This window comes from Paraburkholderia sp. UCT70 (assembly GCF_050434085.1).
GTDB lineage: Bacteria > Pseudomonadota > Gammaproteobacteria > Burkholderiales > Burkholderiaceae > Paraburkholderia > Paraburkholderia tuberum.
Map to the genome: position 1 here is coordinate 1,866,228 of NZ_JBNPVZ010000004.1, position 25,382 is coordinate 1,891,609.

Consider the following 25,382-nt stretch of genomic DNA (forward strand, 5'->3'; position numbering starts at 1 on the left):
GCATCCCAACCGGTCGTCGGCTCTTCGATTGTGTAAGGAACTGACCGGGCCTGGTGCAGTTCGCGTCGCCTGGACAGATATCGACGCCCGGAGGCACGCAATCTTCGGAGGCGTCGAGCGCGACAAGAGTAAGAATTCGAGCAGCAGCAGAGGCAGGCAGGCGCGCCGGGCTGATCGAGCGGATACCGTTGCACTACAGAACCTGAAAGGCGGTGAATGCGCCGCCCACGAACACTTGCTGGGAGAAGATCTGCCAAAGCCCGCCCACTCGCACGCCAATCATGCACATGTATTGGAGTGGATTTGCGCCAACGCCCGGCTCCGGGTAGCCATTTGGAAAGCCGGCGATGTTGCTGTGCCCTGCGCCATAGACCATGAAAGGGGCGGCACCTGCATGATTCGCGAAATCGCCGGCGCCAACGTTAGCATTCATTCCGCAGAGCTGCTGGGCCATGGTAGTGCCGACGTGCGGGTTCGGATGCCCCGGAATGCTGGGCGAAATATGAGCGCCATAGATCACCCCTCCCACGTCCTTCATGCAAAAACTGCAGCCGGTGAACTGTGTGGTGACCATCACGTCGGAGCCATCGAGACGTATACCGTCGATGGCGCCAAAGCTGGCAGCGCCCGGCGGTGGCCCCGGAATTACCACGATTCCTCTACCGGGGACGGCGGTCCAGTGCACGGCGCGCACGCTTGCTGCTGAAAAGCCGTACGCGCCTGCAGGAACCGGAACCCCCGCGACAGGCACGAACATGTAGCGATCCTGGGCCGCGTCGTAGGTGAAGTAAAAGTTCACGAGATTGCGGTCTAGCGCATCTGGCGCATAGCCCGTCGAACCGCGAACCATAATCTTGTTGTCTGTGAGAAACTGCAGTGGCGCGGCCGGGATAACGGTCGTCAGCAGATTTCTGCTGCCGTGGTCGCGCGCATGATGTGCATCCTCTACTATCCTGGCTTTCTGCAACAGGCGGCGATACTCAGCTGCCAACAATCCGGCACCGAGCGTCGTGGCCCGATTTGCGAGCGCATTGTTTCCAATGGCATGCCACAGGAGATAAATGACGCGTCGCATTTCGCGCTGGGCCTCGTTACCCGCGTTGTGCAGATTCTTCATCGACATCCCGTTTGAGAAATTCACGTAGCCGGCCTGGTGCGCGTTGGCCGGGGGATAGTGGTTCTGAATATAGGAACTGGCCAGAGCGTGCGCGCAGGCCTTCTCGGCGAAGGTCCCGATTGCCGAGGTTTGAATGAATCCAAGCGTGTCGTTGATCCTGACAGTCACGTCTTTCATGGCTATTCCCAAAGTGTCGTGTGCCGCAGCAATGGTCTCGCACCGATCCGTCCGCTCTCATGCATCTTTGACGCGAGTGGCGTAACAGCCCGACTCCTCTTGAACCCAAAAACCACAAGATCGTTGATATCAACTTCCCATCTCGACCTGGTTTTCGCGTCCAGATCGCTCGGGCAGAGGATGAGTAATCCGGGACGCATATCGCCACCCTCGCGGATCCTCGTGTAATTTTGCGTGCCTGGACGCCACGGTGATTCAAACCACGTGAACGAAATCCAGGTGCTTGTCCAGGATGTGAAGATGATCGCTCGGCGTCTGGATATCTTCTGTCACGGCGATCATCATCCCGTCCCTCCCCTCTCGCTTGAGGTTTTCGCGAACGGCGTCATTGTCACTGGCGGTAATGTTTACCTTCGACGACCGCTTGATCCCGATGGTGGGATTGCGCTTGCCGGTATGAAACGCAAAAGTGCACAGATCGGAGGTTGGGCTGGGGGTGAAGACTTTCCCCTTTCGCGCCTGGAAAGCCTGCTGGTTGACCAGATCCCCGCTGTGTTTGTTTTTGATGATGACGTCAGCGTTGTGGTAGTCGAGCACATAGGTCGCCACATCGGCGCATCCCAGCGCATTCTGAATCTGACTGATGTTGTGATATTCCTTACTTCCCACGTTCCAGCCGGCGATATAGAGCTCGTAGACCCTGTCACCACCGATCAACGCGACGGCGCGCGCGAACAAAGTGTTTGTGCTGCCGCGCCAGCCCTGGGTTTTGTGGACGCCCACGAGCCGGTCGACGAGTACGCAGATAATCGCAGAACAGGTCGACATCGTGGGAAATGCGAGCGCTGTACCCTCTCCCGTCTGATCATCGTGAATCGACATCACGGTCCTGGTAACCGGCATGACATTCTCCTGAATTCCCCCTGCTGTCTTCGGTATCTGACCGGCCGGTAATCTCACGTAGCCCGGGCCACTGGCGCTCCCGCAGATGCCACGGCCTGCTCCCGTCACTCATGCCACGCCTCCAAGACATGCTGAAGCAGCCCCTGTCAGGCCGGCATCGCCGCGGGGCCGCTCGCTGCGTCAATCCGACTTCTCTTCCTCCTCGATCCAGGCTTTAGTGGGTCTGGTCCGGTTATCCGTCGCCACTACACCCACGCATTTGAACTTGCTGTTCTCACGTTCGAGGCAATTCTGCAGATTTTCGGCGTCCGTCGTCTTCGCATCGACCAGCATGCCGGGCGGGATGCAGCCATTCAGATCCTGAACCACGGGTTTCAGGGCTTCGTAGATGAGGCTGTAGCGGTTTCCCTTTTTCAAGGCCACGAAATTTTGCGGGCCCAACAGAAAGTCCTTCGCCTTCTGTGATTGCAGGGACATGTTGTGCAGCGCGGCGTGCAGGCTGGCTGCCTGAAAACAGTACGTGACGAACTGCGAGCAGCTGATTCCCTTGCGACTGGAAAGCTTCACGCCCGTGATCCCGCGGTGCCAGGCTCGCACCGCGCGGACCAAAGAGTCGGCAGTCCAGGCTTCATTGGTCTGGTATTCATCTCCGCGCCGTCCGAAGGGAACGGTCGCCTTCACGACCTGTTGTTTCGTTTCGGCATATTTCACCATCCCAACCACCATGGGATCGTCGCTGCGCGTGGTCCATCTTGCGGCGAACCACGCTGCCGCCTCGGCCACGGCGGAGTTCCCGTAACGATAGACGAAGTACTTGATGTCGTCGTCGGTGACCGCTAGCGCGCCGACGGACTGCTGCACGACTCCCTGCAGGTTCCCGACGTCCTTGCTGTGGATGACGGTTTTTCCCTTGGCGTCAGCCACCCAGATCAGCGCATGCTTCGCTTCGTCGGTACTGTCGTCGTACTCGATAATGATGTCGCCGGGGGAAAAGTCCATATCTCGATCGGCTGATCAGAGCGGCCGTTGCTGTTGCGGAATGTGTGCCTGAACTGGGTACCTGAATTGCAGAGGCACCGTCATCGTATGCAGAGATCGGCCTTGACCAGAATCGCCGGGTTGATCCCGCCACTCTGGACGATCTGAACCACGATTGCACGCCCCCGCCCCGCCTCCGACGAATATTCAACGGGCTCCTCCACGACGACCCCTTCGCTAGCATCGATACTGTGACGAAAGCGCACCGCCTTGCCTTCCTTGGTGGTGGTCACCTTGAATTTTCCGTCACCGATATCTGTCACGGAATGGGTAATCTGAAATCCTGAGCATGGCGCAACCGTCCACGGTTTCGTGCCATAGACGAAGACCTGGTATAGAACCATTTCACCCGGGCCGGTTAGTGCGATCTCGGCAGGAAAGCCGTGCTCATCGTTGCTTTGTCCCAGGTATGTATCCACCTTGCTGGAAACATGAAAACCTCGATTGGCGAAACAGCCTGTGGCCTTTATCGGCGCGGATATGAGCTCGTTGCTATACACCCCCGCGAGATGCAAAAGATTGCCATCGGCAGATTCCCAAACCATCTTCACATCCATTCCGCATTTATCCTTCATCACCGTAAGCGGCACAAAGTGATCAAAACTGTAGTTGCAGGGATAACTGAAGACTGTCTTTGGAATGGTGATGGTTAGCCCAAGTTTGTTGGGTGTAGACATGTCCGCCCCTTCCGCTGAGTAGCACACGGGCCGCACTTAAGCCCGGATAAAAGGATAGGTAAACTGCACCGCCCAATCAACAAGATCAGACGTTTGGGTCTCGTCGACTCCCAAGCCGCCAGAGACGCATTTTTCCCGTTCCTATCGCTGCTCCTTCGCGACACTCTCCTCCAGGCCGCGCTTAACCTTCGCCACGTTGATCCTTCCCGCGCCCGGCGTATCGACAAGCGGCATATACGATGCAGGCGTGTGCAGCAAGCAGGCCTGCATCTCGTCGATCACGATCCGGTCGCTTGAGTCGTACCCCATGCCCTCCAGCTGGCGCGTCAGCCCCTCCCCTCAACGCGCCAGCGAATTCTCGTTGCTGCGAAAGATCAACGGCCGCTCGTCCACGGGTTTGGGATGGCGCGCCACCTGCACCGCTTGCACGACTTGTCCGTGATGCGCCGACTTTGCGCAGACCGGATCGGCCGCGGCCGGGTCGCCGGTCAACATCCAGGCCTGGCAGCGGCAACCGCCGTGATCGCCATGCCGTTCGTCACAGTCGCGACATGGCTCGCGCATCCAGCCTTCGCCGCGAAACGCGTTGAACGCGTCGCTTTCATACCAGATCTGCCGGAGCGACATGTCACGCAGGTTGGGCAACGCAAGCCCCGGCAGCGAGCGCGCCGCATGACACGGCAGCGCGGTTCCATCCGGCGCGACACCGAGAAACACCGAGCCCCAGCCGTTCATGCACGCCTTCGGACGCTGCTCGAAATAGTCGGGGACGACGAACAGGATCCGGCAGCGCTCGCCAACCAGCTTGCGATAGCGGTTCACCGTGTCCTCCGCTTCGGCAACCTGCTCCGCGGTCGGCATCAACTGGTCGCGGTTGAGCATGGCCCAGCCGTAGTACTGCGTGTTGGCGAGTTCGAGGTAGTCGGCGCCGAGATCGAGCGCCATCTCGATGATCTGCCCGACATGCGGCAGGTTGAACCGATGCAGAACGCAGTTGAGCACCATCGGATAATCGTGCGACTTGATCAGCCGCGCGACCGCGCGCTTAAGCTCGAACGCGCGCGTGCTCGTCACGAAGTCGTTGAGCTCGCGCGTCGAGTCCTGCAACGACAGCTGGATATGGTCGAGTCCCGCGAGTTTGAGCCGCTCGATGCGCGCCGCGGTCAAGCCGATACCCGAGGAGATCAGGTTCGTATACAACTGGTTGCTAGTTTCGTGAATGTCGCCGGCGTCCTGCGAGCCGCACAGTCACGAAACTAGCAACCAGTTGCTTATATCTATTGGTCGGGGCGAGAGGATTTGAACCTCCGACCACCTGCACCCCATACTGTCGCTCGAACTTACACCGATTCGGAGTCAGCCTGCCACGCCACCAATACGAATTATCTTTGCGCCCGCCTTCAGCTTGTCTAGATAGTCCGCCCACAACTGCATCATCACTCGGCGCTCCCTGATGAACTTAGTCCGGTTATACGCCGAGCCAAGATTGTCCGGTACGGCATGTGCGAGTTGGTGCTCGATCACCTCTGGTTTCTGCTCCAGTTCCTCGTGCAGGATGGTACGGGCCATCGCGCGAAAACCGTGGCCGGTAATTTCCGTTCGGGTGTCGTAACCCAGTCGTCTGAGTGCGGCATTTATCGCCGCTTCGCTCATTGGACGCAACGTCGAACGAGCGCCGGGAAAAACAAAACGCCCTTTACCGGTCAGTGCCTGCAACTCTCGCAGGAGAGCCACAGCTTGGGTTGCAAGTGGCACCAAATGTTGAGTCCGCGTCTTTGTCACTAGATAGCGCCACTCCCCCTTATCCAGGTCGAATTGCACCCACTCGGCCCGGCGAAGCTCGCCAGGCCGCACGAACAGCATCGGCGCAAGCTTGAGCGCGCAGAGCACGGGAAACGTCCCCGAGAAGCCATCGAAGGCCCTGAGCATTTCCGCCACCTTCGCGGGTTCGGTCAGCGCAGCAAAGTGCTTTTCTATTGGAGGCGGAATCGCCCCGATCAGGTCTTTTGCCGGATCGCTTTTTGCCTTGCCTTCCTTGATCGCATATCGGAAAACGCGGCTGATTTCACTGCGTACCCGGTGCGCTGAATATCGCGCACCCCTACTATCGATCCGCTTGAGCACCACCAGAATCTCGGGCGCGTCGACCCCGGTGATAGGACGCTTGCCCAGCCAGGGGAATACGTCATTTTGCAGACGGGCGAGTGTCTTTTCGTGCTGACCGATCTGCACAACCGACTTGCGCTCCTCCAGCCAGTCGCGGGCTACACCCTCAAATGAATTGTTGGCGTTGAGCCTTGCGGCGCGCTTATCAGCCTTTTTTACGTCGCTCGGGTCGATCCCGGCCGCCAGTTGTTCACGCGCCGCACTTCGCTTCCTGCGCGCTGCCGCGAGCGATACGTCAGGGTACACGCCTAGCGCTAAACGTCGTTCTCTACCACCGAATCGGTATTTGAGGCGCCAGTATTTCCCTCCCGACGGCGCAATCTCCAGATACATCCCGCCACCGTCAGTCAGTCGATAGGCCCTCTCGCGAGGGGCTGCGCTACGCACAGCAATGTCAGTCAGGGGCATGAAGACCTCCTGGGGGCATTTTTTGCAAGGACGTCGGCTACTCACCAACATTCCCCCTAAGATGTCCCCACATGCCCCCGGATGTCAATGGAACTCCGCGAATTTTCTGGAAAACAAAAAACCCTCGAAGCATTGCTGCATCAAGGGTTCAAGGAATTTACAGGAATCAGGTGGAATACTTCTTGGTGCCGGGGACCGGACTTGAACCGGCAAGCCCGAAGGCGGCGGATTTTAAGTCCGCTATGTTTACCAATTTCATCACCCCGGCAGAGGTGGCAATCGCGCGTGGTCGCGAATTCTACCATCGCCTCGCGGCCGCCCCAAAAAAGCGCCCGACACCCGCATTCATCCCCAAGTCACAAAAGTTGCCGATAATCCGCTCACGAAAACGATTACAGCGGGCCGAAAACCGATGACGCCGACGATCAAGGATGTCGCCGCCCACGCGGGCTTTTCCATCGCCACGGTATCGCGCGCGATCAACGCGCCGCACACCGTGAACCCCGTCACGCTCGACAAGGTACGTCAGTCGATCGACGCGCTGAACTTCCGCCCGAGCCCGCTCGGCCGGCAATTGCGCGGCGAGCGCACGCGCCTCGTCGGCGTCATCCTGCCGACGCTCGCGAACCCGGTGTTCGCCGAATGCCTGCAAGGCATCGACGATCTCGCGTCAGCGCAAGGCTATCGGCTGATGCTGATGACCACGCAGTACGACGTGGACCGTGAACGTCACGCAATCGAAACACTGCGCGAGCATCGCGTCGAAGGACTGATCCTGACCGTCGCCGATGCCGATACCCATCCGCTGCTCGACGAACTCGACCGCGACGGCCTGCTATACGTACTGATGCACAACGACACGGTGCGCCGCCCGTCGGTGTCGGTCGACAATCGCCTCGCCGCCTACGACGGCGTGCGCCGGCTCATCGCGCACGGCCATCGCCGCATCCTGATGCTGGCCGGCTCGTTCGCGGCGTCGGATCGCGCGCGTCAGCGTCATCTCGGCTACACGCAGGCGATGCAGCAGGCCGGCCTCACGGCCGCGCCCGCGCTCGAAGTCGATTTCAACGCCGACGAACTCGCGCCGTCCGTGCTCGCGCACCTGACGCACGGCGCAAACCGTCCGACCGCCCTCTTCTGCAGCAACGATCTGCTCGCGATGGTCGTGATGCGCGGCCTGCGTCGCGCGCGTCTGAGGATTCCGCAGGACATGTCGATTCTCGGCTTCGACGGCCTCGCAATGGGCGAACTGCTGTCGCCGGCGCTCGCGAGCGTCTGCGCGCCGAATCGCGAAATCGGCTGTGCGGCGTGGCAGCGCTTGCTCGCACGCATCGGCGGCGCGCGCGACGAGCGGGCGTTCTGCGCAACCTCGCGCGCGTTGACGCTGCCGCACAGCTTGCGCGAAGGCGCGACGATCGCGGCGCTCGGATCGCACGCGAATCTCGACGGAGCGTCGCCGACCCACGTCCCGAGCGCTGCGGCCGCCATCGAAAAGCCGCTCGCATAAGAAGCCCAATGAAGGCACGCGCATACGCGCGCCCTGGCTGTCATCCCCAACCCGCGCAACCCATCCGACACAGGGAGACCCGCAGTGCCCCGCTCAACCTCACGCTTCGCATCCTCGCTCATACCGCTGTGGCAGAAACTCTCGCGCTCCGCCGCGACCGCACTGCCGGCGAGCCTGCTCGTCGCCGGCGCGGCGCTCGTCGCGCTCGCGCCGCAAGCCGCGCGCGCCGACGAAACCGCGATCTGCTACAACTGCCCGCCCGAATGGGCCGACTGGGCGAGCCAGATCAAGGCGATCCAGCAAAAGACCGGCATTCGCGTCCCGTTCGACAACAAGAACTCAGGACAATCGATCGCGCAGCTGATGGCCGAGCAGAAAAGTCCGGTCGCCGACGTCGTGTATCTCGGCGTATCGTCGGCGTTCCAGGCCAAGGACAAGGGCGTGATCCAGCCGTACAAGCCCGCGCACTGGGATGACATTCCCGCCGGCCTGAAAGACCCGCAAGGCTACTGGTTCACGATCCACTCGGGCACGCTCGGTTTCTTCGTCAACAAGGACGCGCTCGAAGGCAAGCCGGTGCCGCGCTCGTGGGCCGATCTGCTGAAGCCCGAATACAAAGGCATGATCGGTTATCTCGATCCGTCGAGCGCGTTCGTCGGCTATGCGGGCGCGGTCGCGGTGAACCAGGCGCTCGGCGGCACGCTCGACAACTTCGAGCCGGGTCTCGACTGGTTCAGAAAGCTCAAGGCGAATGCGCCGATCGTGCCGAAGCAAACCGCGTACGCGCGCGTGCTGTCCGGCGAAATTCCGATCCTGCTCGACTACGACTTCGACGCGTACCGCGCGAAGTACAAGGATCACGCGAATGTCGAGTTCGTGATTCCGCAGGAAGGCACGATCTCGGTGCCGTACGTGATGAGTCTCGTGAAGGGTGCGCCGCACGAAACGAACGGCAAGAAGGTGCTCGATTTCGTGCTGTCCGACGAAGGCCAGAAGCTGTGGGCGCAGGCGTATCTGCGGCCGGTGCGCGCGAGCGCGATGAACGCCCAGACCGCCGCGCAGTTCCTCCCCGCCAGCGAATACGCGCGCGCAAAGCCGGTCGACTTCGCGAAGATGGCCGACAAGCAGTCGAGCTTCGGCGAGCGCTATCTACAGGTGATGCATTGAACGACGTCACGTTCCCGCTGCGCTGGCGCATCGCGTTGCTCGCGCCCGCGCTCGCGGTCTTCATCGCGTTCTGGCTGCTGCCGATGGTCGCGCTCGCGCAGCTCTCCGGCGGCGGCCATGCGTTCGCGACGTATCGCGCAATGCTGACGAATGCGCGTTACATGTCGAGCCTTGGCGCGACCGTCGTGCTGTCGGCGGGGGTCACGGCGGCCACGCTGGTGCTGTCGGTGATCGCGGGGCTGCTGCTCGCGCGTCGAGAGTTCGCCGGCAAGCGCACGCTGCTCGCGCTGCTGACGTTTCCGCTCGCGTTTCCGGGCGTCGTCGTGGGCTTCATGGTCATCATGCTCGCCGGACGTCAGGGGTTGATCGGCGCGCTGTCGCTGAAACTCGCGGGCGATCGCTGGGTGTTCGCGTATTCGATGAGCGGCCTGTTTCTGGGCTATCTGTACTTCTCGATTCCGCGCGTGATCGTCACCGTGATGGCATCGGCGACCAAGCTCGATGCATCGCTCGAAGAGGCCGCGCGCTCGCTCGGCGCATCGCCGTGGCGCATCATGCGCGACATCGTGTTGCCGGCGCTGTCGCCCGGACTGATCGCGGCGGGCGCCGTGTGCTTCGCGACCGCGATGGGCGCGTTCGGCACGGCGTTCACGCTCGCCACCGACATCGACGTGCTGCCGATGACCATCTATACCGAGTTCACGCTGAACGCGAACATGGTGACGGCCGCGGGCCTGTCGATCGTGCTGGGCATCGTCACGTGGGCAGTGCTGGCGATCGCGCGCAGCGCGAGCGGTTCGGGCGTGGCGGCGAGCGCGTGAACGGCGCGTCGCCGGAGCCGCGCGTTCGCGAACGCAACGACTACCTACCTATGAACTCAATCACCGCCCCTTCGCCGTCTTCGCAACCGGCAGCGGGACCGCGCGCGCGACGCGCGTGGCCTTCCACGCGAACATGGCTCGCCGCGGGTCAATGGTTCGTCACACTGCTGCTGTGCGCGTTCCTGATCGTGCCGGTCGTCATGTCGATCGTCGCCGGGCTGACGGTCAACTACTTCAAGGGCGTGTCGAGCGGACTCACGCTGCGCTGGCTCGTCGAAGTGTGGACCCAGTATCACGACTCGGTGTGGCTGTCGCTCGAAGTGGCCGCGGCGACGCTCGTCGTCACGCTGCTGACCGGCGTGCCCGCGGGCTATGTGCTCGCGCGCAGCAAGACGCGCTTCGCACGCATCGTCGAAGAGTTTCTGGTGCTGCCGATCGCGCTGCCCGGCCTCGCATCGGCACTCGCGCTGCTGGTGATCTACGGCGGCTTCACGGCGTTTCGGATGAGCGCGGCATTCATCGTCGTCGGGCATGTGGTGTTCACGCTGCCGTTCATGGTACGCGCGGTCGCGGCGGTCTGCGCGAGCAGCGATCTGCGCACGCTCGAAGAAGGCGCGGCGAGCCTCGGCGCGAGCTTCTTCACGCGCTTCGTCACGATCGTGCTGCCGAACGCGCGGCCGGGCATCGTCGCGGGCGCGCTCGCGGTGCTCACGCTGTCGATCGGCGAATTCAACCTCACGTGGATGCTGCACACGCCCGACACGAAGACGCTGCCGGTCGGCCTCGCCGACACCTACGCGTCGATGCGCATCGAGATCGGCAGCGCGTACACGATCCTGTTCTTCACCATGACGATGCCGCTGCTCGTCGCGATGCAATGGCTCGGCGTCGATGCGACCGGCCAGCGCAGCGCATCGAAAAAGCGCGGCGCCGCCTCTTCCGCGAAGCCCATCGACACGCCATGAAACTGACCTCGGTTCCCATCACGCTCACGCAGTGCGCCAAAACGTTTCGCGGCACGCGCGTGCTCGAACCGCTCGACCTGACGATCGGCGCGGGCGAAACCCTCGTGCTGCTCGGACCGTCGGGCTGCGGCAAGACGACGACGCTGCGCCTGATCGCGGGCCTGGAAACACCTGACGCGGGCGGCCGCATCGCATTCGGCGACGACGACGTGACCACGCTGCCGATCGAAAAACGCGCGGTCGGCATGGTGTTCCAGAGCTACGCGCTGTTTCCGAACCTGACCGTGCGCGGCAACATCGGCTACGGTCTGAAGATCAAACGCGTGCCGGCCGCAGTCGCGCGACAACGCGTCGACGAACTGCTCGGCATGATGCGGCTCATCGCGCACGCCGACAAACCGATCGATCAACTGTCGGGCGGCCAGCGTCAACGTGTGGCGCTCGCCCGCGCACTCGCGGTGCAGCCGCGCGTGCTGCTGCTCGACGAACCGCTGACCGCGCTCGACGCGCGTCTGCGCGACGCATTGCGCAGCGAGATGAACGCGCTGTTGCGCGAACTCGGCATCACGACCGTCTACGTGACGCACGATCAGGCCGAAGCAATGGAGCTTGGCGATCGCATCGTCGTGATGAGCGCGGGACGCATCGAGCAGATCGGTTCGCCGCGCGACATCTACTATCGTCCGGCCAATCGCACGGTCGCGCAGTTCGTCGGCACGATCAACCGCGTCGCGGGCGAGCCGCGCGACGGCATGCTGGCGACGAGCGGCGGCGCCGTGCCGTTGCCCGCGCATGCGTCGAACGCACGCAGCGCGCACGAAATCTTCTTTCGCCCCGAGGATGCTCGGCTCACCGACCCCGCGCTCGCGCAGCTGCGCGGCCAGATCGAAAGCACCGCGTTCCTCGGCGAACGCACGCGTCTGACGATTGGCGGTGCCGCGCCCGAGCCGCTCTTCGTCGACGTCGCGGGCCGCATCGAGCTTGCGCGCGGCACGCCGGTCGGCATCTCGATCGAGCCGGACGCACTGATTGCGCTATCGTAGGTAAAAACAGCGCCGCATCCTGGCGCCCGACCCGAAGCAACCCGAAGGACCTCTGTCATGCTGCTGGCTCAAATTAGCGACCTGCATATCAAGCAACCCGGCGCACTCGCGTATCGCCGCGTCGATACCGCCCCCTACCTCGCGCGCTGCGTCGACGCGCTCAACGCGCTCACACCGCGCCCCGACGCGGTGTTGATCACCGGCGACCTCGTCGATCAGGGCGACCCCCAGCAGTACGCGCGCCTGAAAACACTGCTCGCGCCGCTCGCGATCCCCTACTTCCTGATGGTCGGCAATCACGACGAACGCGACGCGCTGCGCGCGGCGTTTCCCGAGCGCGAGGAATTGCTGAGCGGCGGCGAGTTCGTGCAGTACGCGCTCGACGTCGGCTCGCTGCGCGTGATCGCGCTCGATTCGCTGGTGCCCGGTTCGAGCGCCGGCATGCTGTGCGACACGCGGCTCGCGTGGCTCGAGCGGCAGCTCGATGCGGCGCGCGGCAAGCCGGTCGTGGTCGCGCTGCATCACCCGCCGTTCGCGTGCGGCATCGGGCATATGGACGAGATCCGGCTCGACCGGGCGGCGTCGCACAAGCTCGCGGCGTTGATCGCACAGCATCCCAACGTCGAGCGCGTGCTCTGCGGGCACGTGCATCGGTCGATGTTCGTGCGCTTCGGCGGCACGATCGCGAGCGCGATTCCAGCGCCCGCGCACCAGGTGGCGCTCGATTTTCGCGAGGACGGACCGTCGGCGTTCGTGATGGAGCCGCCCGCGTATGCGCTCCATTACTACGATCCGGCGACGGGCATCGTCACGCATCATGCGTATGTCGACCCGGCCGACGGCCCGTATCCGTTCTACGACGCTGGCGCGTTGATCGACTGAACCGCCGGACACGCTTCGCAACCGCCTGATACCGGCTGCGCGGTCGAGCCTCGCGCGGCCGTCAGCACGAACCCCGCCGCTCCGGTATGATCGGCACGCTTGAGGACCGCGCATGGGCCGGTCCGTCGATCCGCCCCTGTCATGTCCACTTCCGACGCTTCCGCTTCCGCTTCCTCCGCCCGGTCGTTGCGCGGCGTGTTGCTGCTGCTCGCGACGATCGCCGGTGTCTCGGTCGCAAACATCTATTTCAACCAGCCGCTGCTCGGTAACTTCCGCCAGTCGTTTCCGGGCAGCGCGTCATGGGTCGGCGCGGTGCCGGCCGTCACGCAGCTCGGCTACGCCGCCGGCATGCTGTTGCTCGCGCCGCTCGGCGATCGCTTCGACCGGCGTCTGTTGATCCTGCTGCAGATCGCCGGCATGTGCGTCGCGCTCGTCATTGCGGCGTCGGCACCGACGCTCGCGGTGCTGATCGTCACGAGTCTCGCGATCGGCGTGCTCGCGACGATCGCGCAACAGGCGGTGCCGTTCGCGGCCGAACTCGCGCCGCCGTCCGAGCGCGGCCACGCGGTCGGCACCGTGATGAGCGGCCTGCTGCTCGGCATCCTGCTCGCCCGGACCGCGGCGGGCATCGTCGCCGAATACTTCGGCTGGCGCGCGGTGTTTGGCGCATCCGTCGTCGCGCTGCTCGCACTCGCGGTCGTCATCATTTTGCGTTTGCCGAAGAGTCAGCCGACCTCGACGTTGCCGTACGGCAAGCTGCTCGTGTCGATGTGGCACCTGGTAACCGAGCATCGCGCGCTGCGCGAGGCATCGCTGACCGGTGCGGCGTTGTTCGGCGCGTTCAGCATTTTCTGGTCGGTGCTCGCGCTGCTGCTCGCGGGCGCGCCGTTTCATCTCGGGCCGCAGGCGGCAGGGCTGTTCGGTATCGTCGGCGCGGCCGGCGCGCTGGCCGCGCCGCTCGCGGGCAAGTTCGCCGACCGGCGTGGACCGCGCGCCATCATCACCATGTCGCTCGTGCTGGTCGTGATCGCGTTCGTGATCTTCGGTGCGTCGGCGAAGAGCATCGCGGGACTCGTGGTCGGCGTGATCATTCTCGACATCGGCGTGCAGGCCGCGCAGATTTCGAATCAGTCGCGCATCTACGCCTTGAAGCCCGATGCGCGCAGCCGCGTGAATACCGTGTACATGGTTGCGTATTTCATCGGCGGGGCGCTGGGCTCGGGTGTCGGCGCGATCGTGTGGCCGGTGTTCGGGTGGGTCGGCGTGACTATCGCGGGGATCGCGTTTGCCGGGCTCGGCGCGTGGAATCATTTGCGGTTGCCGGCGCGGGCTGGGCATTGATATAAGGCTGACCAGAGCCGGATAAGAACCGTCTTGTCGATTTGCCACCGCTGGGGGCAGCCTGGCAACGCCTGTCGCATTCCGTCGCGCGGAATCATTTTGCGCCCATTTCATAATTCGTCGTTACTGGATAGCTTAACGGACTGGTTTGGCACGAGTCGAAGACTTGAACCATTTTTCATAGACGTGTTAAGCGTCGTCCCCAGCCCGATCAAGTCTGAACTACTGCGCGTGAAGTTGACGAGCCATCTGGGCGTATTCGTCGGTCGAGCAATTCCCGGAGTGGGGTGGATAATCACCGCATCTGACGTGGCAATAATCGGCTACAAGACGGTTAATGCATATAACCGCCTGGTGAAACCGGAGGATCGTCTGTAATGAACGACGTATGGCTCGATCTCGCTCGGTTCATCCGCGAAATGCGCACTCCCGCCGGGCTGCCTCTCGACGACAAGCTGACCCGTGACATGGATCTGTATCACGATCTGGATTGGGAGCCGGCGAAAATCGTCGAGGTGATGCAGGCATGGGCTGACCGCTTCCACGTGGACCTGCGCGATTTCGACGTCGCTTACCACGTTCCATCCGCCAACATGCGAAAGCGCGACATCGTCGTGGCCGCGTTGAAGTCCCCGTTCAGTTCCAGCGCGCGAGAATCACTCGGCGGACGTTCGCTTACCCTTGGGATGCTCGAAGAAGCGATGAAGCGCGGAGCGTGGAAACAGGACTAGAAACGCCAACTACGGTCGAGTCGTTACACTCCCCCACCCCTCCCCAACGCATACTCATGCAGCGCATCGAGCACGCGATCGAACTCGAACGATTTGTCGTAAAAGTGTCGCACGCCATACTGCTCGCAGCGCTCGCGGTACGCGGGCAACGCGTGATTGGTCAGCACCGCCGCGAACATCGAATCGATCAGCCCCTCGCGCTGCAGATACGCAAGCACCGGCACGCCCGAGCCCAGCTTCAGCTGCAAATCGACGATCACCGCGTCGAACGCTTCGTCGCCGAGCAGCGCGATCGCCTGATCGGCGGAATCGGCATAGGCGGCCACGCGCAGCAGGCCCGACGCATCGATCGCCTCCACGAGGCTGCGGCGGATCAGCGGCGAATCCTCGATCAGCAGCACGCGCAACGGCGCGCGGCTGGCTGACTCGGTAGCGGGGTTCGGTTCGCTGTTCATCGGAATATCTCGATCGTCCGTCATTCGATCAGGCCATTCTTGATCGCGTAATACGTGAGGTCCGCGTTGTTCGCGAGACGCATCTTCTCGAGCACCCGCGCGCGATACGTGCTCACCGTTTTGACCGACAGATGCAGCTCTTCAGCAATCTCGGTCGGCAACTGGCCGGCCGCGAGCTTGCAGAAGATCTGGAATTCGCGCTCCGACAGCGCTTCATGCGGACGCCCGGCGGCAGGCTTGTCGAGATTGTCGGCAAGCGTATCGGCGACCGCCTCCGACAGATAGCGATGCCCGCGCGCGACCGAGCGGATCGCGCGCACGATTTCTTCCGGCTCGCAGTCCTTGTTCAGATAGCCGTTTGCGCCCGCGCGCAGCAGATTGATCGCGTACTGGCTCTCGGGATAGCCCGATAGAATCAGCACGCCCTGCTCGGGACGCATCTGCTTGATCACACGCAACGTATCGATGCCGTTCTTGTCCGGCATCGCGATGTCGAGCAGCACGACGTCGAATGCCTGCTCGCGCACGAGGCCGATCGCTTCCTCGCCGGTGGCGGCCTCGGCGGCGACGCACATGTCCGGCTCGTCGGCGACGAACTGTCTGAAACCACCTCGAACGATCGCATGATCGTCAGCTATCAGCACTCGAATCATCGGTTGGGTTCCGTGCAAAGGGAGTCGCTCCGATGCGGACATTGTAATGATCCGGGGCCACGGCTGGACGCGGAATGCGAGGGCGGCATCGCACCGCAGCCGCCGGCATTCCCGAGTTCGCCCGCGACCCGGTCCTTCGACGCTTCCCTTGTCGCCTGGTGCGCTACTCGCGCCCCGCGAGCAGATCCGCCATATCGTCGGCATGCTCTTCTTCGACCGCGAGAATCTCCTCGAACAGCCGGCGCGTGGTCACGTCCTTCTCGCCGAGATACCGAACGATCTCGCGGTACGTGTCGATCGCGATGCGCTCCGCGATCAGGTTCTCGCGAATCATGTCGGTCAGATCGGTGCCTTCCTTGTATTCCGAATGCGCGCGTGCCTTGATGCCGTCCGGCGCGAAATCCGGTTCGCCGCCAAGCTGCACGATGCGCTCGGCGATGCGATCGGCGTGCTCCTGCTCCTCGGTCGCGTGCTCGGCGAATTCCCTCGCGACCGCTTCGGAATTGATGCCCTTCGCCATGAAGTAATGGCGCTTGTAGCGCAGCGTGCAGACGATCTCGGTGGCGAGCGCGTCGTTGAGCAGCTTGAGCACCGTCTCGCGATTCGCGCCATAGCTCTGCGTGACCGGACCATCCGACATATGCTTGCGCGCGTCCTCGCGGATCTTCTTGATGTCCATCACGAACGTGTCGTCAGATTGCTTCGCCATCGAACTTCTCCTTTATCCGGTATTGGGGGAATCGCGCATCAGCACGAATCGCGCCTGATGCGCCGAGGGTGGAATGACGGCGCGCTTCGAACGCGGGCGCCTCGATCGGGGATTCAAACGCCGCGCGTTCACGCGCCTTGTTGACTACCTGTTCCTACATTGCGTCCTTCGCTGCCTACCTCATGTTGCGTTCATCCGGCTCGCGCGGCTAGGTTCGAAACACGCCGAGCAGCAACGTGACCACGAACACGACGAGGAAGATGTAGAACAGGATCTTCGCGATTTCGGCCGCGCCGGCCGCGATGCCGGTAAAGCCGAACACGGCTGCGATGATCGCAATCACGAAGAAGACGAGAGCATAGTGAAGCATGGCATTTCTCCCTTTTGTTGGCCTTCCAATCGACTACCAGCAAATCGCTCGCCTGCTGTGAGGGCGCGGCTTGCCGCCACTGCGATGGCCGCGCTAATCGATCGTTTTCTTCGTCACGACGAAGCCCAGCACGAGGAACACCACGCACAGCACGACAAAGACGAAGAACAGGAACTTCGCGATCGCCGCCGCGCCGGCCGCGATGCCGGTGAAACCGAGAAGACCGGCGATCACCGCGACGATCGCGAAGAATAGTGCCCACTTCAACATGATGGCTTCCTCCCGAAACATTGCATGAACGATCGGGTCCATGCTATCGATGCGCGGCGCCACGCGCATTCCGACGCTCGCCGTTTTTCGTGTGAGAATCCGCTTACATTGGATTACGACGACATTACGCGCTTGGCTTCGCGCGATGCCGGAGTCGATGCCGGTGTCGATGCCCCCTCTTTCTGGAGCCGAACGTGTCGAATCTGCAGAACCCACCGGAACAACCTGGCGCGCGCGCCACGGCGCGGCTCGCCGACTGGATGCGCAATCGCAGCTGGGCGATCGCGATGACGGTGGCGATCGTGATCACGGTGGGAGGCCTAGTGATTCTGGAGACCGCGCGTCAGCGCATCACCGCCGAGTATGAAACCGCGCTTGAAGCGCGCGACGTCACCGTGCGACTGAGCACACTCGCGAGCGAGCTGTCGCGCCTCACCGCGCAACAAAACCAGTTTCTTCTAACGAAGGACGACGCATCCGCCCACGCGTTCTGCGCGAGCGCCGCGCGCATCCGCGACACCACGCAGCAGTTGGACCACTTCTATCGCGGCGGCCACGCGGACAGCGCGGAACTCGCGAGCTTCACGCAGATTCTCGCTCTGATCGACGCGCGCATCGGCGCGGGCGCCGCCGCGATGCAGCACGCCGCGCCGCATCCGCTCGATCTCGGCGCATGCGGGCCCGCGAGCGACGTCAACCCGGCGGACGCGTCGCTGATCGACAGTACGCTCGCGCTGCTGCGCGACAATGAGGAGCGCCGCGCTCAGCACGCGCTGGCCGCGAGCCGCGCCGACCAGCGGCTGTCGACGCTGTGCGCGCGGCGGGTCTGTCGGCGCTGAACATCGTGCTGTTCATTCTGCTGTTTCGCAATCTCGGCATCCAGATCGACCGGCAGGCGCGCGCGCAGCGTCAGTTGATCACGCAGCAGGAGGAACTCGACCAGCTCGTCAACGAGCGCACGCGGCAGCTCGAAGCGCTCGGCTGGCATCTGCAGGCGGTCAGCGAAAACGAAAAGACCCAGCTCGCGCGCGAGTTGCACGACGAACTCGGCGCGATTCTGACCGCATGCCGGATGGACGTCGCATGGGCGCGCCGCAAGCTGAAGGACAGCGAGCCGGACATCGCCGACAAGCTGCAGCGCGCGCTCGCCAATCTCGACCAGGGCATCGCCTTGAAGCGGCGCATCATCGAGGACATGCGGCCGACCGTGCTGGCCAATTTCGGGCTCGTTACCGCGCTGCGCACGCTCGCCGACGAAGCCGCGCAGCGCAACAACTGGACGCTCGAGCTGCACCTGCCCGCCGATGATATCCAGCTCGACGAGCAGACCGAAATCGCGCTGTTTCGGGTCGCGCAGGAATCGCTGACGAACGCCGCCAAGTACGCGCGGGCCTCGAAGGTCGGAATCGCATTGCGGGTCGGCGACGGCGAGGTCGCGCTGCATATCGCGGACAACGGCGTCGGTATCATGCCGGCCGACCTGAAGCGCACACATACGCACGGCCTGCTCGGCATGCGTCAGCGCGTGGCCGCGCATGGCGGGCGCTTCGACATCCGCCGTGGCGCGCAAAACGGCACCGACATCGACGTCGTGATGCCGAGCGCGAGCGCCGCGACGCCTTCGGTCGATCAGCCGCCGACGTCGCCGGCCACGCCGCCCACTTCGTCGCAAAGCCCCGTCTGACAGATGCTCGCCGCAGCGCCCCCAAGCCGTTGTAGGAGTGCGCCGACGCAAACACCGGAGCACGCCTACAACAAAATCGCGGCACGGCCGACAGCGCCGCCCCCGCCCTTTTTTTACCATGCAATCAGGCCGGTTCGAAACCGGATCGAGACCTGATCGACTGGCATGGCCCCGGTCGGACGACATCAACCGATGCATTCTCGACAAGGAGAAGTTTCATGACTCGACTGATCGCTTTGCTTGTGCTCGCAGGAACCGCCATGCTTGTCACCGGCTGCAACACGATGGCGGGCGCTGGCGAGGATATTTCGAAGGGCGGCCACGCCATCACGAACGAGGCGGATAAGGCGAAATAAGCCGGCACATGGCAGCAGGATTTGCAAAGCCCGTCGCGGGATGCCGCGGCGGGCTTTCTTTTCGTGAATGATCGCGTGCTGGCTGGCACTCGACGCGACGCGTTTTCAGAACGCGATGAAACGGCACGGCGACCCACCCTCGCGGATCGCCGTGCCGTCCCCCCGGCGCGCGGTGTATCGTTCGTGCGGCCCCCACTTACACGGTCCCTGCATGTCTTGCCAACGTCGCGACCGGCATCGTGCCGCGGCGGCCGGCGATTGCCGGCATCGATGGGCCCAACGTGCTGTCGTATGTCGACGTGCTGCGCGGTGCGCCGGTCGGCGCGCGCGTCGCCGTGATCGGCGCGGGCGGCATCGGCTTCGACGTCAGCGAGTATCTGCTGCATCGCGTGGGCGAGCCGTTGCCGGTGCCTCGCGATACATGGCTCGACGAATGGGGCGTCGACCTCGCGGTGCGCGAGCGCGGCGGCTTGAAGCCGCCTGTTGCCGCGCAACCGGTGCGGCAGATCTGGCTATTGCAGCGCAAGGCCGGCAAGCTCGGCGCGGACCTCGGCAAGACGTCGGGCTGGGTTCATCGCGCGACGCTCGCGCGCAACGGCGTGCAAATGCTCGGCGGCGTCGAGTATCGGGAGATCAGCGCGCGCGGTCTCAGAATCGCGCGAGACGGTGCCGACGCATGGCTCGACGTCGATACGATCGTCGTGTGCGCGGGGCAGGAGTCGTTGCGCGAGCTGTTGCCGTCGACGGTCGACGGCAACCACGGCAGCGGCGGCCCGCGTTTTCATGTGATCGGCGGCGCGAAGCTCGCGACCGAGCTCGATGCGAAGCGCGCGATCCGCGAGGGCGCGGAGCTGGCGGCAAGGCTTTGATAGCGGGCGCGCGGTTCGACGAGAACCGCGCCGCTATCAGGCGCTGCGCTTCTTTCGGTAATCGAACCAGAAAGACATGCCGACGCTGATCAGAATCACGATCGTCGCGATTACCGTCGAGCGGGTGACCGGCTCGCCGAGCAGCAGCGCGCCCAGCGCGACCGCGACGACCGGATTCACATACATGCAGCTGCTCGCGATGATCGGGCTCGTGTGGCGAATCAGATAACCGTAGGCGACGTACGCCGCCATCGTCCCAATCAACATCAGATACAGGAACGCGGCGAGAGGCAGAAAATGCAGCTCGAGCATCCGCTCGCCCGACGCCCACGCGACCAGCGTCGAGATCGCGCCGCCGAGGCCGATCTGCAGCGAGGTCGACAGAAACAGGTCCGACGGCAGCTTCAGCTGCCCGGCCAGATGCGCGCCGCCGGCCCAGAACAGTGCGCCGCACAGAATCGCGAGACTGCCGCCCGTCGAGCCCGGCGTGCTGTCGCCGTGACTCAGAATCACGATGCCGGCGAGCCCCAGCCCGACCGCGAACCATTCGCCGCGGCCGATCTTGCGTCCGGCGACGGCCGCGATCACGGTCGCGAACAGCGGCACGGTCGCGACCATCACGGCCGCGGTGCCGGTGCCGACCGTGCGCATGCCGTAGGCGAGCATGCCGCTCGACAGACCCACCAGCATCGTGCCGACGAGGCCCGCGTTGCGGATTTCGGCGAAGCTCGGCCAGATCGGCTTGCGGCGCGCGGCGAACACGAACAGACCGATGCCGGCGAACAGGTTGCGCAAGCCCGACATCAGCAGCGGCGGGAACGAGCCGAGCGCGACGTGCACGCCGAGGTACGTCGAGCCCCACACCAGATAAACGACGGCAAGCGCGAGCACGATCCGCCCGTTGCGCGACTGCGGCAGGCGCGGCGGCCAGCCACGCGGAGAAAAAGCTGAACGTTGCAGCGACATGCTTCAGCCCGCCGTCGCCACTCGACCCGCGCGATGCGCTCGATGCCCGCGAGGCGCCGAGCCTGCGTCGATACCTTTCGGGCGGGATGGCGGGCACCGCATCGGCGATGCGGTCGGATGGGCGAGGCTGGCGGACATGTCGGTGGAACGGTAAGACGATGGGCGGCGCCGGAAGCGCCAGAAACGGCGGTGGCGGCCGCGTCGGTCAAAACGACGCGATGCAACGCGGCCGCGCTGCGCGGCGGCAAGGTTGGCAAAGCCGCGGCGCGCACCGCATTATGCAGTAAGCGCCGAGAACGCCACGCGACAGAATCGTAACTTTTTGGTTTCCCGCAACAGAAAAGCCGGGGACGCATCCCCGGCTTGCGGTCAGTGTCGGATCCTTTCGATGCGCGGCCGCGCATCGGCAGGATCGCTAAGCACGCTCGGCGCCGACTCAGTTGCCCATCGCGCCCGACGCCTCGTGCTTCATCGCGTCGCCGCCCTTTTTCATCGAGTCGTGCTTCATCGTGTCCTTTTTCGTGCCGTCCTTCGACATGCTGTCTTTGGACATCGAATCTTTCGACATCGCGTCCTTCGACATCTCATCGTTGGACATCGCGCCGCTCGCCTGCGCGAAGGCCGTGCCGCCGCTTGCCAGCATCAACAACGCGATCGTCGTAACTGCAATCTTCTTCATGGGATGACTCCTTGGTGGTGGTTGAATCGAAGCCGGCGAGAGCCGGCGTGCTTCCGAAGCCGCTGCCGCAAGCGCGCGTGCGCCCGCATGCGTCAGGAGCCTCCGAACCAGTTGTAGCCCTGGTCGACCCAATAGCCGCCGGGATACGTGTTGGTGACGAATATTTCGACGATGTGCTTCGGATTCTTGTAGCCGAGCTTGGTGGGCATGCGCAGCTTCATCGGGTAGCCGTATTTCGCGGGCAGCCGTTCGCCGTCGTAGGAAAACGTCAGCAGCGTTTGCGGATGCAAAGCGGTCGGCATGTCGATGCTTTCGAAGTAGTCGTCCGCGCATTTGAAGCCGACGTACTTCGCCGTCGTGTCCGCGCCGACGCGCCGCAGAAAATCGCCGAATGGCGTGCCGCCCCAGCGGCCGATCGCGCTCCAGCCTTCGACACAGATATGTCGCGTGATCTGCTCCGCGTGAGGCAGCGCGTACAGCTCGGGCAGCGTCCACACGCGCTGGCCGGTGACGAGGCCGCTCAGTTTCAATTGATAATCTGAGCCGTCAACGTGCGGCACCTCGTCGATGCCGTAGTACGCGTTGAATGGAAACGGCCGCGTGATCTGCGCTTCGGTGTAGGTCGGCGCGAGCTGCTTCGGATCGAACAGCGCGGCCTGCGCGCGATCGTTCAGCCGCGACACGGCGGTGAGAAAACGGTTCACGGAAGCGTCGTCGGTCAGCGAGCAGCCGGTCAGCATCGACAGGCCTCCGAGCGTCAAGAGCTGCTTGCCGAACAGGCGTCGCGACGGCATCGCCAGTTCGCGCTTCGCATCGATCAGGATCGATGCGCGGTCGAGCTTGTGGCTCACACGCTGCGTGGTTTGGTCGGCTGGATTTTCGATCGGCTTGTTCATGATTCGGTATCCGTAGGGAATTCGCGTTGCGATTTCATGAGCGTAAGCATGCGCGTGGGTAGCCGCGGGCTCAACGTCCGCGCAACATCGCGAGCAACGAGCGCGGCACGAGCGCGACCATCGCCAGATGCACGGCGAGAAACGCGGCCAGCAGCGACATCGCGCTGAAGTGCACGATGCGCGCGTTGTCGTAGCCGCCCATCAGTTCGCGCAGCAGCGGAAACTGCACCGACTTCCAGATCGCGAGCCCCGATAGCACGAGCACGATCAGATCGGCGATCGCGAACAGGTAAGCGAATTTCTGCACCGCGTTGTAGACGCGCAGATCGCCATGCGACAGCTTCCCGCGCAACGCGGCGACGAAATCGCGCAGTACCGCGCGCGGCGTCAGCGGCAGGAACTTGCGCACGAAGCGCCCGCTCGCGAGATTCAGCGCGACATACACGAGACCGTTGAACACCAGCAGCCACATCGCCGCGAAGTGCCATTGCAGCGCGCCGCCGAGCCAGCCGCCCAGCGTGATCGCGGTCGGGAAGGTGAACGCTGGAAAGATCGGCGACGCGTCGTAGATGCGCCAGCCAGACAGCATCATCACGATCGCCGCGAGCGCGTTCAGCCAATGCGTGATGCGCAGCCACAGCGGATGAATGACGCCGCGCTTCGGCGCGGTGGGCGCGGCGGGTGCGCTGGGGCGCAAGGCGTGGGGTGTGGACATGGGGCTCTCCTCGAGCAGCGGTAGTGAATGCGGCGCGCGCGAGGTCGATCAACGGCACGCGGGAAGGTCGGTCGCTTGTAGCACGTCGCCGCTCGCGTCGCTTTCGACGAACGCGACCACGCCGAAGCGGTCGGCGGCGTTGGCGCTCGGATCGGCTTGCGCATCGACGCTCGCAGCGTGTACATCGATGTCCTGATGAATCCGCGCGTGACCGGAGACGAGCGGCACCGGCCCGAACCAGGCGCGCACGACGCGCTCGTGATGCAGCGTCGCGCCGCGGTTTTCGCCCGCGCCGACCTGCGTCGTCAGCGCGTTCTCATAGATCGCGAGATAGGCGCTCAACGCACCCGCGGCGGCGGCTGCCGTCGTGCTGAACTGCGCATCGACATCGAACGCGCCGGGCGCACGCGGGCTCAGCGCAAGTGCGACGCTCGCCTGGGCGGGTTCGGCGACGAGCTCGTCGATGCGGCGCTCGAAACTGTCGCGTTGCGACCAGTTGCGCAGCTCGCGGCCCGCGACGAACACTTCCGGCGTATAGAGCGTGTGCGCGCCCGCGAGACGCGTCAGCGTTTGCTGACGTTCGGTGAAGCGATGCTGGGAAAAGCGGTCGGTCCAGCCGAGGCTGTTCCAGTAGTCGACGTGCAGCGCGAGCGGCACGATGCCGTGCGCGGCACCGTCGCTTTTCCATTGACTGAGCCAGCGGTCGGCGGGCGGGCAGCTATCGCAGCCCTCGCTGCTGTACAGCTCGACGAGCGCGACGCGGTGCGCGGGGCTGTGCGTGGCGCATAGGGGCCCGGCCGCGTCGGCCGCACTGATGCCAGAAGCGCTCAGCAGAAAAAGCGCGAGGCCGACGGTGGGCGTCGAAAAAGTCGTAAAGCGCTGAAGTATCGAGCGATTGTGCGCGGTCGACATGACGTGCTCCGATCGTAATCTGCACGTTTGTCGAGCCGCGCGGCCGGTTATGACAAGCCTCTTTTAATTTTTTTTCCGGCATGGGATGAGCCAGCCAAAACTCGCCCGCGACTCAGTCGTAACTGACCACCACCGTCACGCGCGTGTCCGTATCGGTGCGCTTCGCGTTCAGCGACAGCACGCCGCCCGCGCGATCGACCGCGTAGTGGCCGTCGCGGGCCGTCGCGACGCGCCCGGTGCCATCGACGAACCGCGCCGCCACCAGATCGCGCGACTGCGTGCCGCCGTTCACTTCGAGCGCGACATCGGCCCCGCTGACGACGCCCGGCGGCGCGCTGAACGTCACCGTGCGCGAGAAGCGCTGACCCGCGACGCTCGCGCTACCGACGGCGACGCCAGGGGGCGCCGTATCCACGCTGATCTGCATCGGCGGTGCAACGATCATCCCCTCGAACCGGATCACGCCGCCCGTCACCGTCGATGCCGCCGGCGCCGCCAGCGGCGCGGCAAGCAATGCCACCACCGCGACTGTGCGACCGAACGTTCGCCACCGCCTGCTTTCCGCTTTCATGTGCACCTCTTTGTCAATCGGCGCGAGTCGCCTCGCGCCATTCACGCGCCATCCCGCGAATCGCTTCGCTGGAGTGCGGCCTTCGCTGCACTTTGTTTAACGGCAATCCTCTGACTGGCTTGAACGCAATGCGGACCACACCGCTTTCTTCTCGCACCGCACAAAAACGGTCAATCGTCGGGCGCGACGTCGCAAACGGAGCTGCGTGAGACAGCGTGCTAACATCAAACTTTCGTCTCGCTGCTGCCGCGCGGCCTCACGCTTTGTCGCCCGGCACCTCTCGATCGCTCTTCCCCAACACCTGGTCGTTTTGCCCGTGACTTCTCTGCGTCGT

Annotated in this window: 26 protein-coding genes, 1 tRNA gene and 3 pseudogenes; 11 read left to right on the forward strand and 19 right to left on the reverse strand. The window is 63.8% G+C overall.

Going from position 1 to position 25,382, the window contains the following annotated elements:
• Positions 1 to 193 precede the first annotated feature (193 nt).
• From OKW41_RS34150 to OKW41_RS34185, 8 genes and pseudogenes are all read right to left on the reverse strand, one after another.
• Positions 194 to 1,294 (reverse strand): hypothetical protein, encoded by a 1,101-nt coding sequence (locus tag OKW41_RS34150; protein WP_429293475.1) that lies wholly within the window; start codon positions 1,292 to 1,294, stop codon positions 194 to 196.
• Between the two features lie 255 nt (positions 1,295 to 1,549).
• Positions 1,550 to 2,197: a hypothetical protein gene (locus tag OKW41_RS34155; protein ID WP_429293476.1), complete on the reverse strand. Its 648-nt coding sequence runs from the start codon at positions 2,195 to 2,197 to the stop codon at positions 1,550 to 1,552.
• 180 nt (positions 2,198 to 2,377) lie between these two features.
• Positions 2,378 to 3,196 carry a hypothetical protein gene (locus OKW41_RS34160; RefSeq protein ID WP_429450734.1) on the reverse strand — a complete coding sequence of 273 codons (819 nt, stop codon included), beginning with the start codon at positions 3,194 to 3,196 and terminating at the stop codon, positions 2,378 to 2,380.
• Between the two features lie 80 nt (positions 3,197 to 3,276).
• A complete protein-coding gene (locus tag OKW41_RS34165; protein WP_429293478.1) occupies positions 3,277 to 3,912 on the reverse strand; it encodes a hypothetical protein in 636 nt (211 codons plus the stop codon).
• A 141-nt stretch (positions 3,913 to 4,053) separates the two neighbouring features.
• Positions 4,054 to 4,221 (reverse strand): hypothetical protein, encoded by a 168-nt coding sequence (locus OKW41_RS34170; protein ID WP_429293479.1) that lies wholly within the window; start codon positions 4,219 to 4,221, stop codon positions 4,054 to 4,056.
• Positions 4,222 to 4,251: 30 nt separating this feature from the next.
• Positions 4,252 to 5,112: pseudogene (pqqE, locus tag OKW41_RS34175) on the reverse strand (pyrroloquinoline quinone biosynthesis protein PqqE); the annotation flags it as partial.
• 156 nt (positions 5,113 to 5,268) lie between these two features.
• A complete protein-coding gene (locus tag OKW41_RS34180) occupies positions 5,269 to 6,486 on the reverse strand; it encodes a tyrosine-type recombinase/integrase (RefSeq protein ID WP_429575346.1) in 1,218 nt (405 codons plus the stop codon).
• Between the two features lie 183 nt (positions 6,487 to 6,669).
• Positions 6,670 to 6,754: transfer RNA gene (locus OKW41_RS34185), tRNA-Leu, on the reverse strand.
• A 144-nt stretch (positions 6,755 to 6,898) separates the two neighbouring features.
• Between OKW41_RS34185 and OKW41_RS34190 the strand changes: the two genes are divergently transcribed.
• The 8 genes from OKW41_RS34190 to OKW41_RS34225 all read left to right on the forward strand — a co-directional run bounded on the left by OKW41_RS34190 (position 6,899) and on the right by OKW41_RS34225 (position 14,943).
• Positions 6,899 to 7,993: a LacI family DNA-binding transcriptional regulator gene (locus tag OKW41_RS34190; RefSeq protein WP_429575347.1), complete on the forward strand. Its 1,095-nt coding sequence runs from the start codon at positions 6,899 to 6,901 to the stop codon at positions 7,991 to 7,993.
• An 84-nt stretch (positions 7,994 to 8,077) separates the two neighbouring features.
• On the forward strand, positions 8,078 to 9,160 hold the full coding sequence (locus tag OKW41_RS34195) for an ABC transporter substrate-binding protein (RefSeq protein WP_429575348.1): 1,083 nt from the start codon (positions 8,078 to 8,080) through the stop codon (positions 9,158 to 9,160).
• Positions 9,157 to 9,981, forward strand: coding sequence for an ABC transporter permease (locus OKW41_RS34200; RefSeq protein WP_429450751.1), 825 nt, complete (start codon positions 9,157 to 9,159; stop codon positions 9,979 to 9,981). Before OKW41_RS34195 ends, OKW41_RS34200 begins: the two co-directional genes overlap by 4 nt.
• 50 nt (positions 9,982 to 10,031) lie before the next feature.
• Positions 10,032 to 10,946: an ABC transporter permease gene (locus tag OKW41_RS34205; protein ID WP_429575349.1), complete on the forward strand. Its 915-nt coding sequence runs from the start codon at positions 10,032 to 10,034 to the stop codon at positions 10,944 to 10,946.
• The gene (locus OKW41_RS34210) at positions 10,943 to 11,989 is read left to right on the forward strand and encodes an ABC transporter ATP-binding protein (RefSeq protein ID WP_429575350.1); all 1,047 of its coding nucleotides are present in this window, start codon (positions 10,943 to 10,945) and stop codon (positions 11,987 to 11,989) included. The genes OKW41_RS34205 and OKW41_RS34210 overlap by 4 nt, the downstream gene beginning before the upstream one ends.
• A gap of 57 nt (positions 11,990 to 12,046) precedes the next feature.
• Positions 12,047 to 12,871, forward strand: coding sequence for a phosphodiesterase (locus tag OKW41_RS34215; RefSeq protein ID WP_429575351.1), 825 nt, complete (start codon positions 12,047 to 12,049; stop codon positions 12,869 to 12,871).
• A gap of 141 nt (positions 12,872 to 13,012) precedes the next feature.
• Positions 13,013 to 14,212, forward strand: coding sequence for an MFS transporter (locus OKW41_RS34220; protein WP_429450758.1), 1,200 nt, complete (start codon positions 13,013 to 13,015; stop codon positions 14,210 to 14,212).
• Between the two features lie 377 nt (positions 14,213 to 14,589).
• Entirely contained in the window at positions 14,590 to 14,943 is a 354-nt protein-coding gene (locus tag OKW41_RS34225) for a DUF1493 family protein (protein ID WP_429575352.1), read from the forward strand.
• Between the two features lie 23 nt (positions 14,944 to 14,966).
• Here the strand turns inward: OKW41_RS34225 and OKW41_RS34230 are convergent, their stop codons facing one another.
• From OKW41_RS34230 to OKW41_RS34250, 5 genes are all read right to left on the reverse strand, one after another.
• The gene (locus tag OKW41_RS34230) at positions 14,967 to 15,398 is read right to left on the reverse strand and encodes a response regulator (RefSeq protein ID WP_090800917.1); all 432 of its coding nucleotides are present in this window, start codon (positions 15,396 to 15,398) and stop codon (positions 14,967 to 14,969) included.
• Positions 15,399 to 15,418: 20 nt separating this feature from the next.
• A complete protein-coding gene (locus OKW41_RS34235; RefSeq protein WP_429575353.1) occupies positions 15,419 to 16,051 on the reverse strand; it encodes a response regulator in 633 nt (210 codons plus the stop codon).
• A gap of 163 nt (positions 16,052 to 16,214) precedes the next feature.
• Complete coding sequence (locus OKW41_RS34240) at positions 16,215 to 16,760, reverse strand: ferritin-like domain-containing protein (protein ID WP_429575354.1); 546 nt, start codon at positions 16,758 to 16,760, stop codon at positions 16,215 to 16,217.
• 208 nt (positions 16,761 to 16,968) lie between these two features.
• A complete protein-coding gene (locus OKW41_RS34245; protein ID WP_012400904.1) occupies positions 16,969 to 17,130 on the reverse strand; it encodes a DUF1328 domain-containing protein in 162 nt (53 codons plus the stop codon).
• 93 nt (positions 17,131 to 17,223) lie between these two features.
• Positions 17,224 to 17,400 carry a DUF1328 family protein gene (locus tag OKW41_RS34250; RefSeq protein ID WP_026225929.1) on the reverse strand — a complete coding sequence of 59 codons (177 nt, stop codon included), beginning with the start codon at positions 17,398 to 17,400 and terminating at the stop codon, positions 17,224 to 17,226.
• A gap of 182 nt (positions 17,401 to 17,582) precedes the next feature.
• On the opposite strand from OKW41_RS34250, the pseudogene OKW41_RS34255 reads away from it, so the two are divergent.
• From OKW41_RS34255 to OKW41_RS34265, 3 genes and pseudogenes are all read left to right on the forward strand, one after another.
• Positions 17,583 to 19,084: pseudogene (locus OKW41_RS34255) on the forward strand (sensor histidine kinase).
• Between the two features lie 218 nt (positions 19,085 to 19,302).
• Positions 19,303 to 19,440 (forward strand): entericidin A/B family lipoprotein, encoded by a 138-nt coding sequence (locus OKW41_RS34260; protein WP_018421109.1) that lies wholly within the window; start codon positions 19,303 to 19,305, stop codon positions 19,438 to 19,440.
• Positions 19,441 to 19,664: 224 nt separating this feature from the next.
• Positions 19,665 to 20,309, forward strand: a pseudogene (locus OKW41_RS34265) (FAD-dependent oxidoreductase); the annotation flags it as partial.
• 36 nt (positions 20,310 to 20,345) lie between these two features.
• On the opposite strand, the gene OKW41_RS34270 reads toward OKW41_RS34265, so the two are convergent.
• The 6 genes from OKW41_RS34270 to OKW41_RS34295 form a co-directional block, all read right to left on the reverse strand.
• Complete coding sequence (locus OKW41_RS34270) at positions 20,346 to 21,275, reverse strand: EamA family transporter (protein WP_429450766.1); 930 nt, start codon at positions 21,273 to 21,275, stop codon at positions 20,346 to 20,348.
• A gap of 436 nt (positions 21,276 to 21,711) precedes the next feature.
• Positions 21,712 to 21,954, reverse strand: a complete 243-nt coding sequence (locus OKW41_RS34275; RefSeq protein ID WP_429575355.1) for a pentapeptide MXKDX repeat protein — start codon at positions 21,952 to 21,954, stop codon at positions 21,712 to 21,714.
• Between the two features lie 92 nt (positions 21,955 to 22,046).
• Positions 22,047 to 22,850 (reverse strand): molybdopterin-dependent oxidoreductase, encoded by an 804-nt coding sequence (locus OKW41_RS34280; protein WP_429575356.1) that lies wholly within the window; start codon positions 22,848 to 22,850, stop codon positions 22,047 to 22,049.
• Between the two features lie 70 nt (positions 22,851 to 22,920).
• Positions 22,921 to 23,565 carry a cytochrome b/b6 domain-containing protein gene (locus OKW41_RS34285; protein ID WP_429450770.1) on the reverse strand — a complete coding sequence of 215 codons (645 nt, stop codon included), beginning with the start codon at positions 23,563 to 23,565 and terminating at the stop codon, positions 22,921 to 22,923.
• 48 nt (positions 23,566 to 23,613) lie between these two features.
• Positions 23,614 to 24,477, reverse strand: a complete 864-nt coding sequence (locus tag OKW41_RS34290; RefSeq protein WP_429575357.1) for a DUF1223 domain-containing protein — start codon at positions 24,475 to 24,477, stop codon at positions 23,614 to 23,616.
• 112 nt (positions 24,478 to 24,589) lie between these two features.
• Positions 24,590 to 25,048, reverse strand: coding sequence for a hypothetical protein (locus tag OKW41_RS34295; RefSeq protein ID WP_429575358.1), 459 nt, complete (start codon positions 25,046 to 25,048; stop codon positions 24,590 to 24,592).
• Between the last annotated feature and the right edge of the window lie 334 nt (positions 25,049 to 25,382).

Coding starts and splice junctions, on each gene's coding strand:
- OKW41_RS34165 (WP_429293478.1), bottom strand. CDS start 3,912: ATGTCTACACCCAACAAACTTGGGCTAACCATCACCATTCCAAAGACA.
- OKW41_RS34160 (WP_429450734.1), bottom strand. CDS start 3,196: ATGGACTTTTCCCCCGGCGACATCATTATCGAGTACGACGACAGTACC.
- OKW41_RS34270 (WP_429450766.1), bottom strand. CDS start 21,275: ATGTCGCTGCAACGTTCAGCTTTTTCTCCGCGTGGCTGGCCGCCGCGC.
- OKW41_RS34155 (WP_429293476.1), bottom strand. CDS start 2,197: ATGCCGGTTACCAGGACCGTGATGTCGATTCACGATGATCAGACGGGA.
- OKW41_RS34180 (WP_429575346.1), bottom strand. CDS start 6,486: ATGCCCCTGACTGACATTGCTGTGCGTAGCGCAGCCCCTCGCGAGAGG.
- OKW41_RS34250 (WP_026225929.1), bottom strand. CDS start 17,400: ATGTTGAAGTGGGCACTATTCTTCGCGATCGTCGCGGTGATCGCCGGT.
- OKW41_RS34210 (WP_429575350.1), top strand. CDS start 10,943: ATGAAACTGACCTCGGTTCCCATCACGCTCACGCAGTGCGCCAAAACG.
- OKW41_RS34235 (WP_429575353.1), bottom strand. CDS start 16,051: ATGATTCGAGTGCTGATAGCTGACGATCATGCGATCGTTCGAGGTGGT.
- OKW41_RS34230 (WP_090800917.1), bottom strand. CDS start 15,398: ATGAACAGCGAACCGAACCCCGCTACCGAGTCAGCCAGCCGCGCGCCG.
- OKW41_RS34275 (WP_429575355.1), bottom strand. CDS start 21,954: ATGAAGAAGATTGCAGTTACGACGATCGCGTTGTTGATGCTGGCAAGC.
- OKW41_RS34190 (WP_429575347.1), top strand. CDS start 6,899: ATGACGCCGACGATCAAGGATGTCGCCGCCCACGCGGGCTTTTCCATC.
- OKW41_RS34205 (WP_429575349.1), top strand. CDS start 10,032: ATGAACTCAATCACCGCCCCTTCGCCGTCTTCGCAACCGGCAGCGGGA.
- OKW41_RS34150 (WP_429293475.1), bottom strand. CDS start 1,294: ATGAAAGACGTGACTGTCAGGATCAACGACACGCTTGGATTCATTCAA.
- OKW41_RS34215 (WP_429575351.1), top strand. CDS start 12,047: ATGCTGCTGGCTCAAATTAGCGACCTGCATATCAAGCAACCCGGCGCA.
- OKW41_RS34285 (WP_429450770.1), bottom strand. CDS start 23,565: ATGTCCACACCCCACGCCTTGCGCCCCAGCGCACCCGCCGCGCCCACC.
- OKW41_RS34240 (WP_429575354.1), bottom strand. CDS start 16,760: ATGGCGAAGCAATCTGACGACACGTTCGTGATGGACATCAAGAAGATC.
- OKW41_RS34280 (WP_429575356.1), bottom strand. CDS start 22,850: ATGAACAAGCCGATCGAAAATCCAGCCGACCAAACCACGCAGCGTGTG.
- OKW41_RS34220 (WP_429450758.1), top strand. CDS start 13,013: ATGTCCACTTCCGACGCTTCCGCTTCCGCTTCCTCCGCCCGGTCGTTG.
- OKW41_RS34245 (WP_012400904.1), bottom strand. CDS start 17,130: ATGCTTCACTATGCTCTCGTCTTCTTCGTGATTGCGATCATCGCAGCC.
- OKW41_RS34170 (WP_429293479.1), bottom strand. CDS start 4,221: ATGGGGTACGACTCAAGCGACCGGATCGTGATCGACGAGATGCAGGCC.
- OKW41_RS34260 (WP_018421109.1), top strand. CDS start 19,303: ATGACTCGACTGATCGCTTTGCTTGTGCTCGCAGGAACCGCCATGCTT.
- OKW41_RS34295 (WP_429575358.1), bottom strand. CDS start 25,048: ATGAAAGCGGAAAGCAGGCGGTGGCGAACGTTCGGTCGCACAGTCGCG.
- OKW41_RS34290 (WP_429575357.1), bottom strand. CDS start 24,477: ATGTCGACCGCGCACAATCGCTCGATACTTCAGCGCTTTACGACTTTT.
- OKW41_RS34225 (WP_429575352.1), top strand. CDS start 14,590: ATGAACGACGTATGGCTCGATCTCGCTCGGTTCATCCGCGAAATGCGC.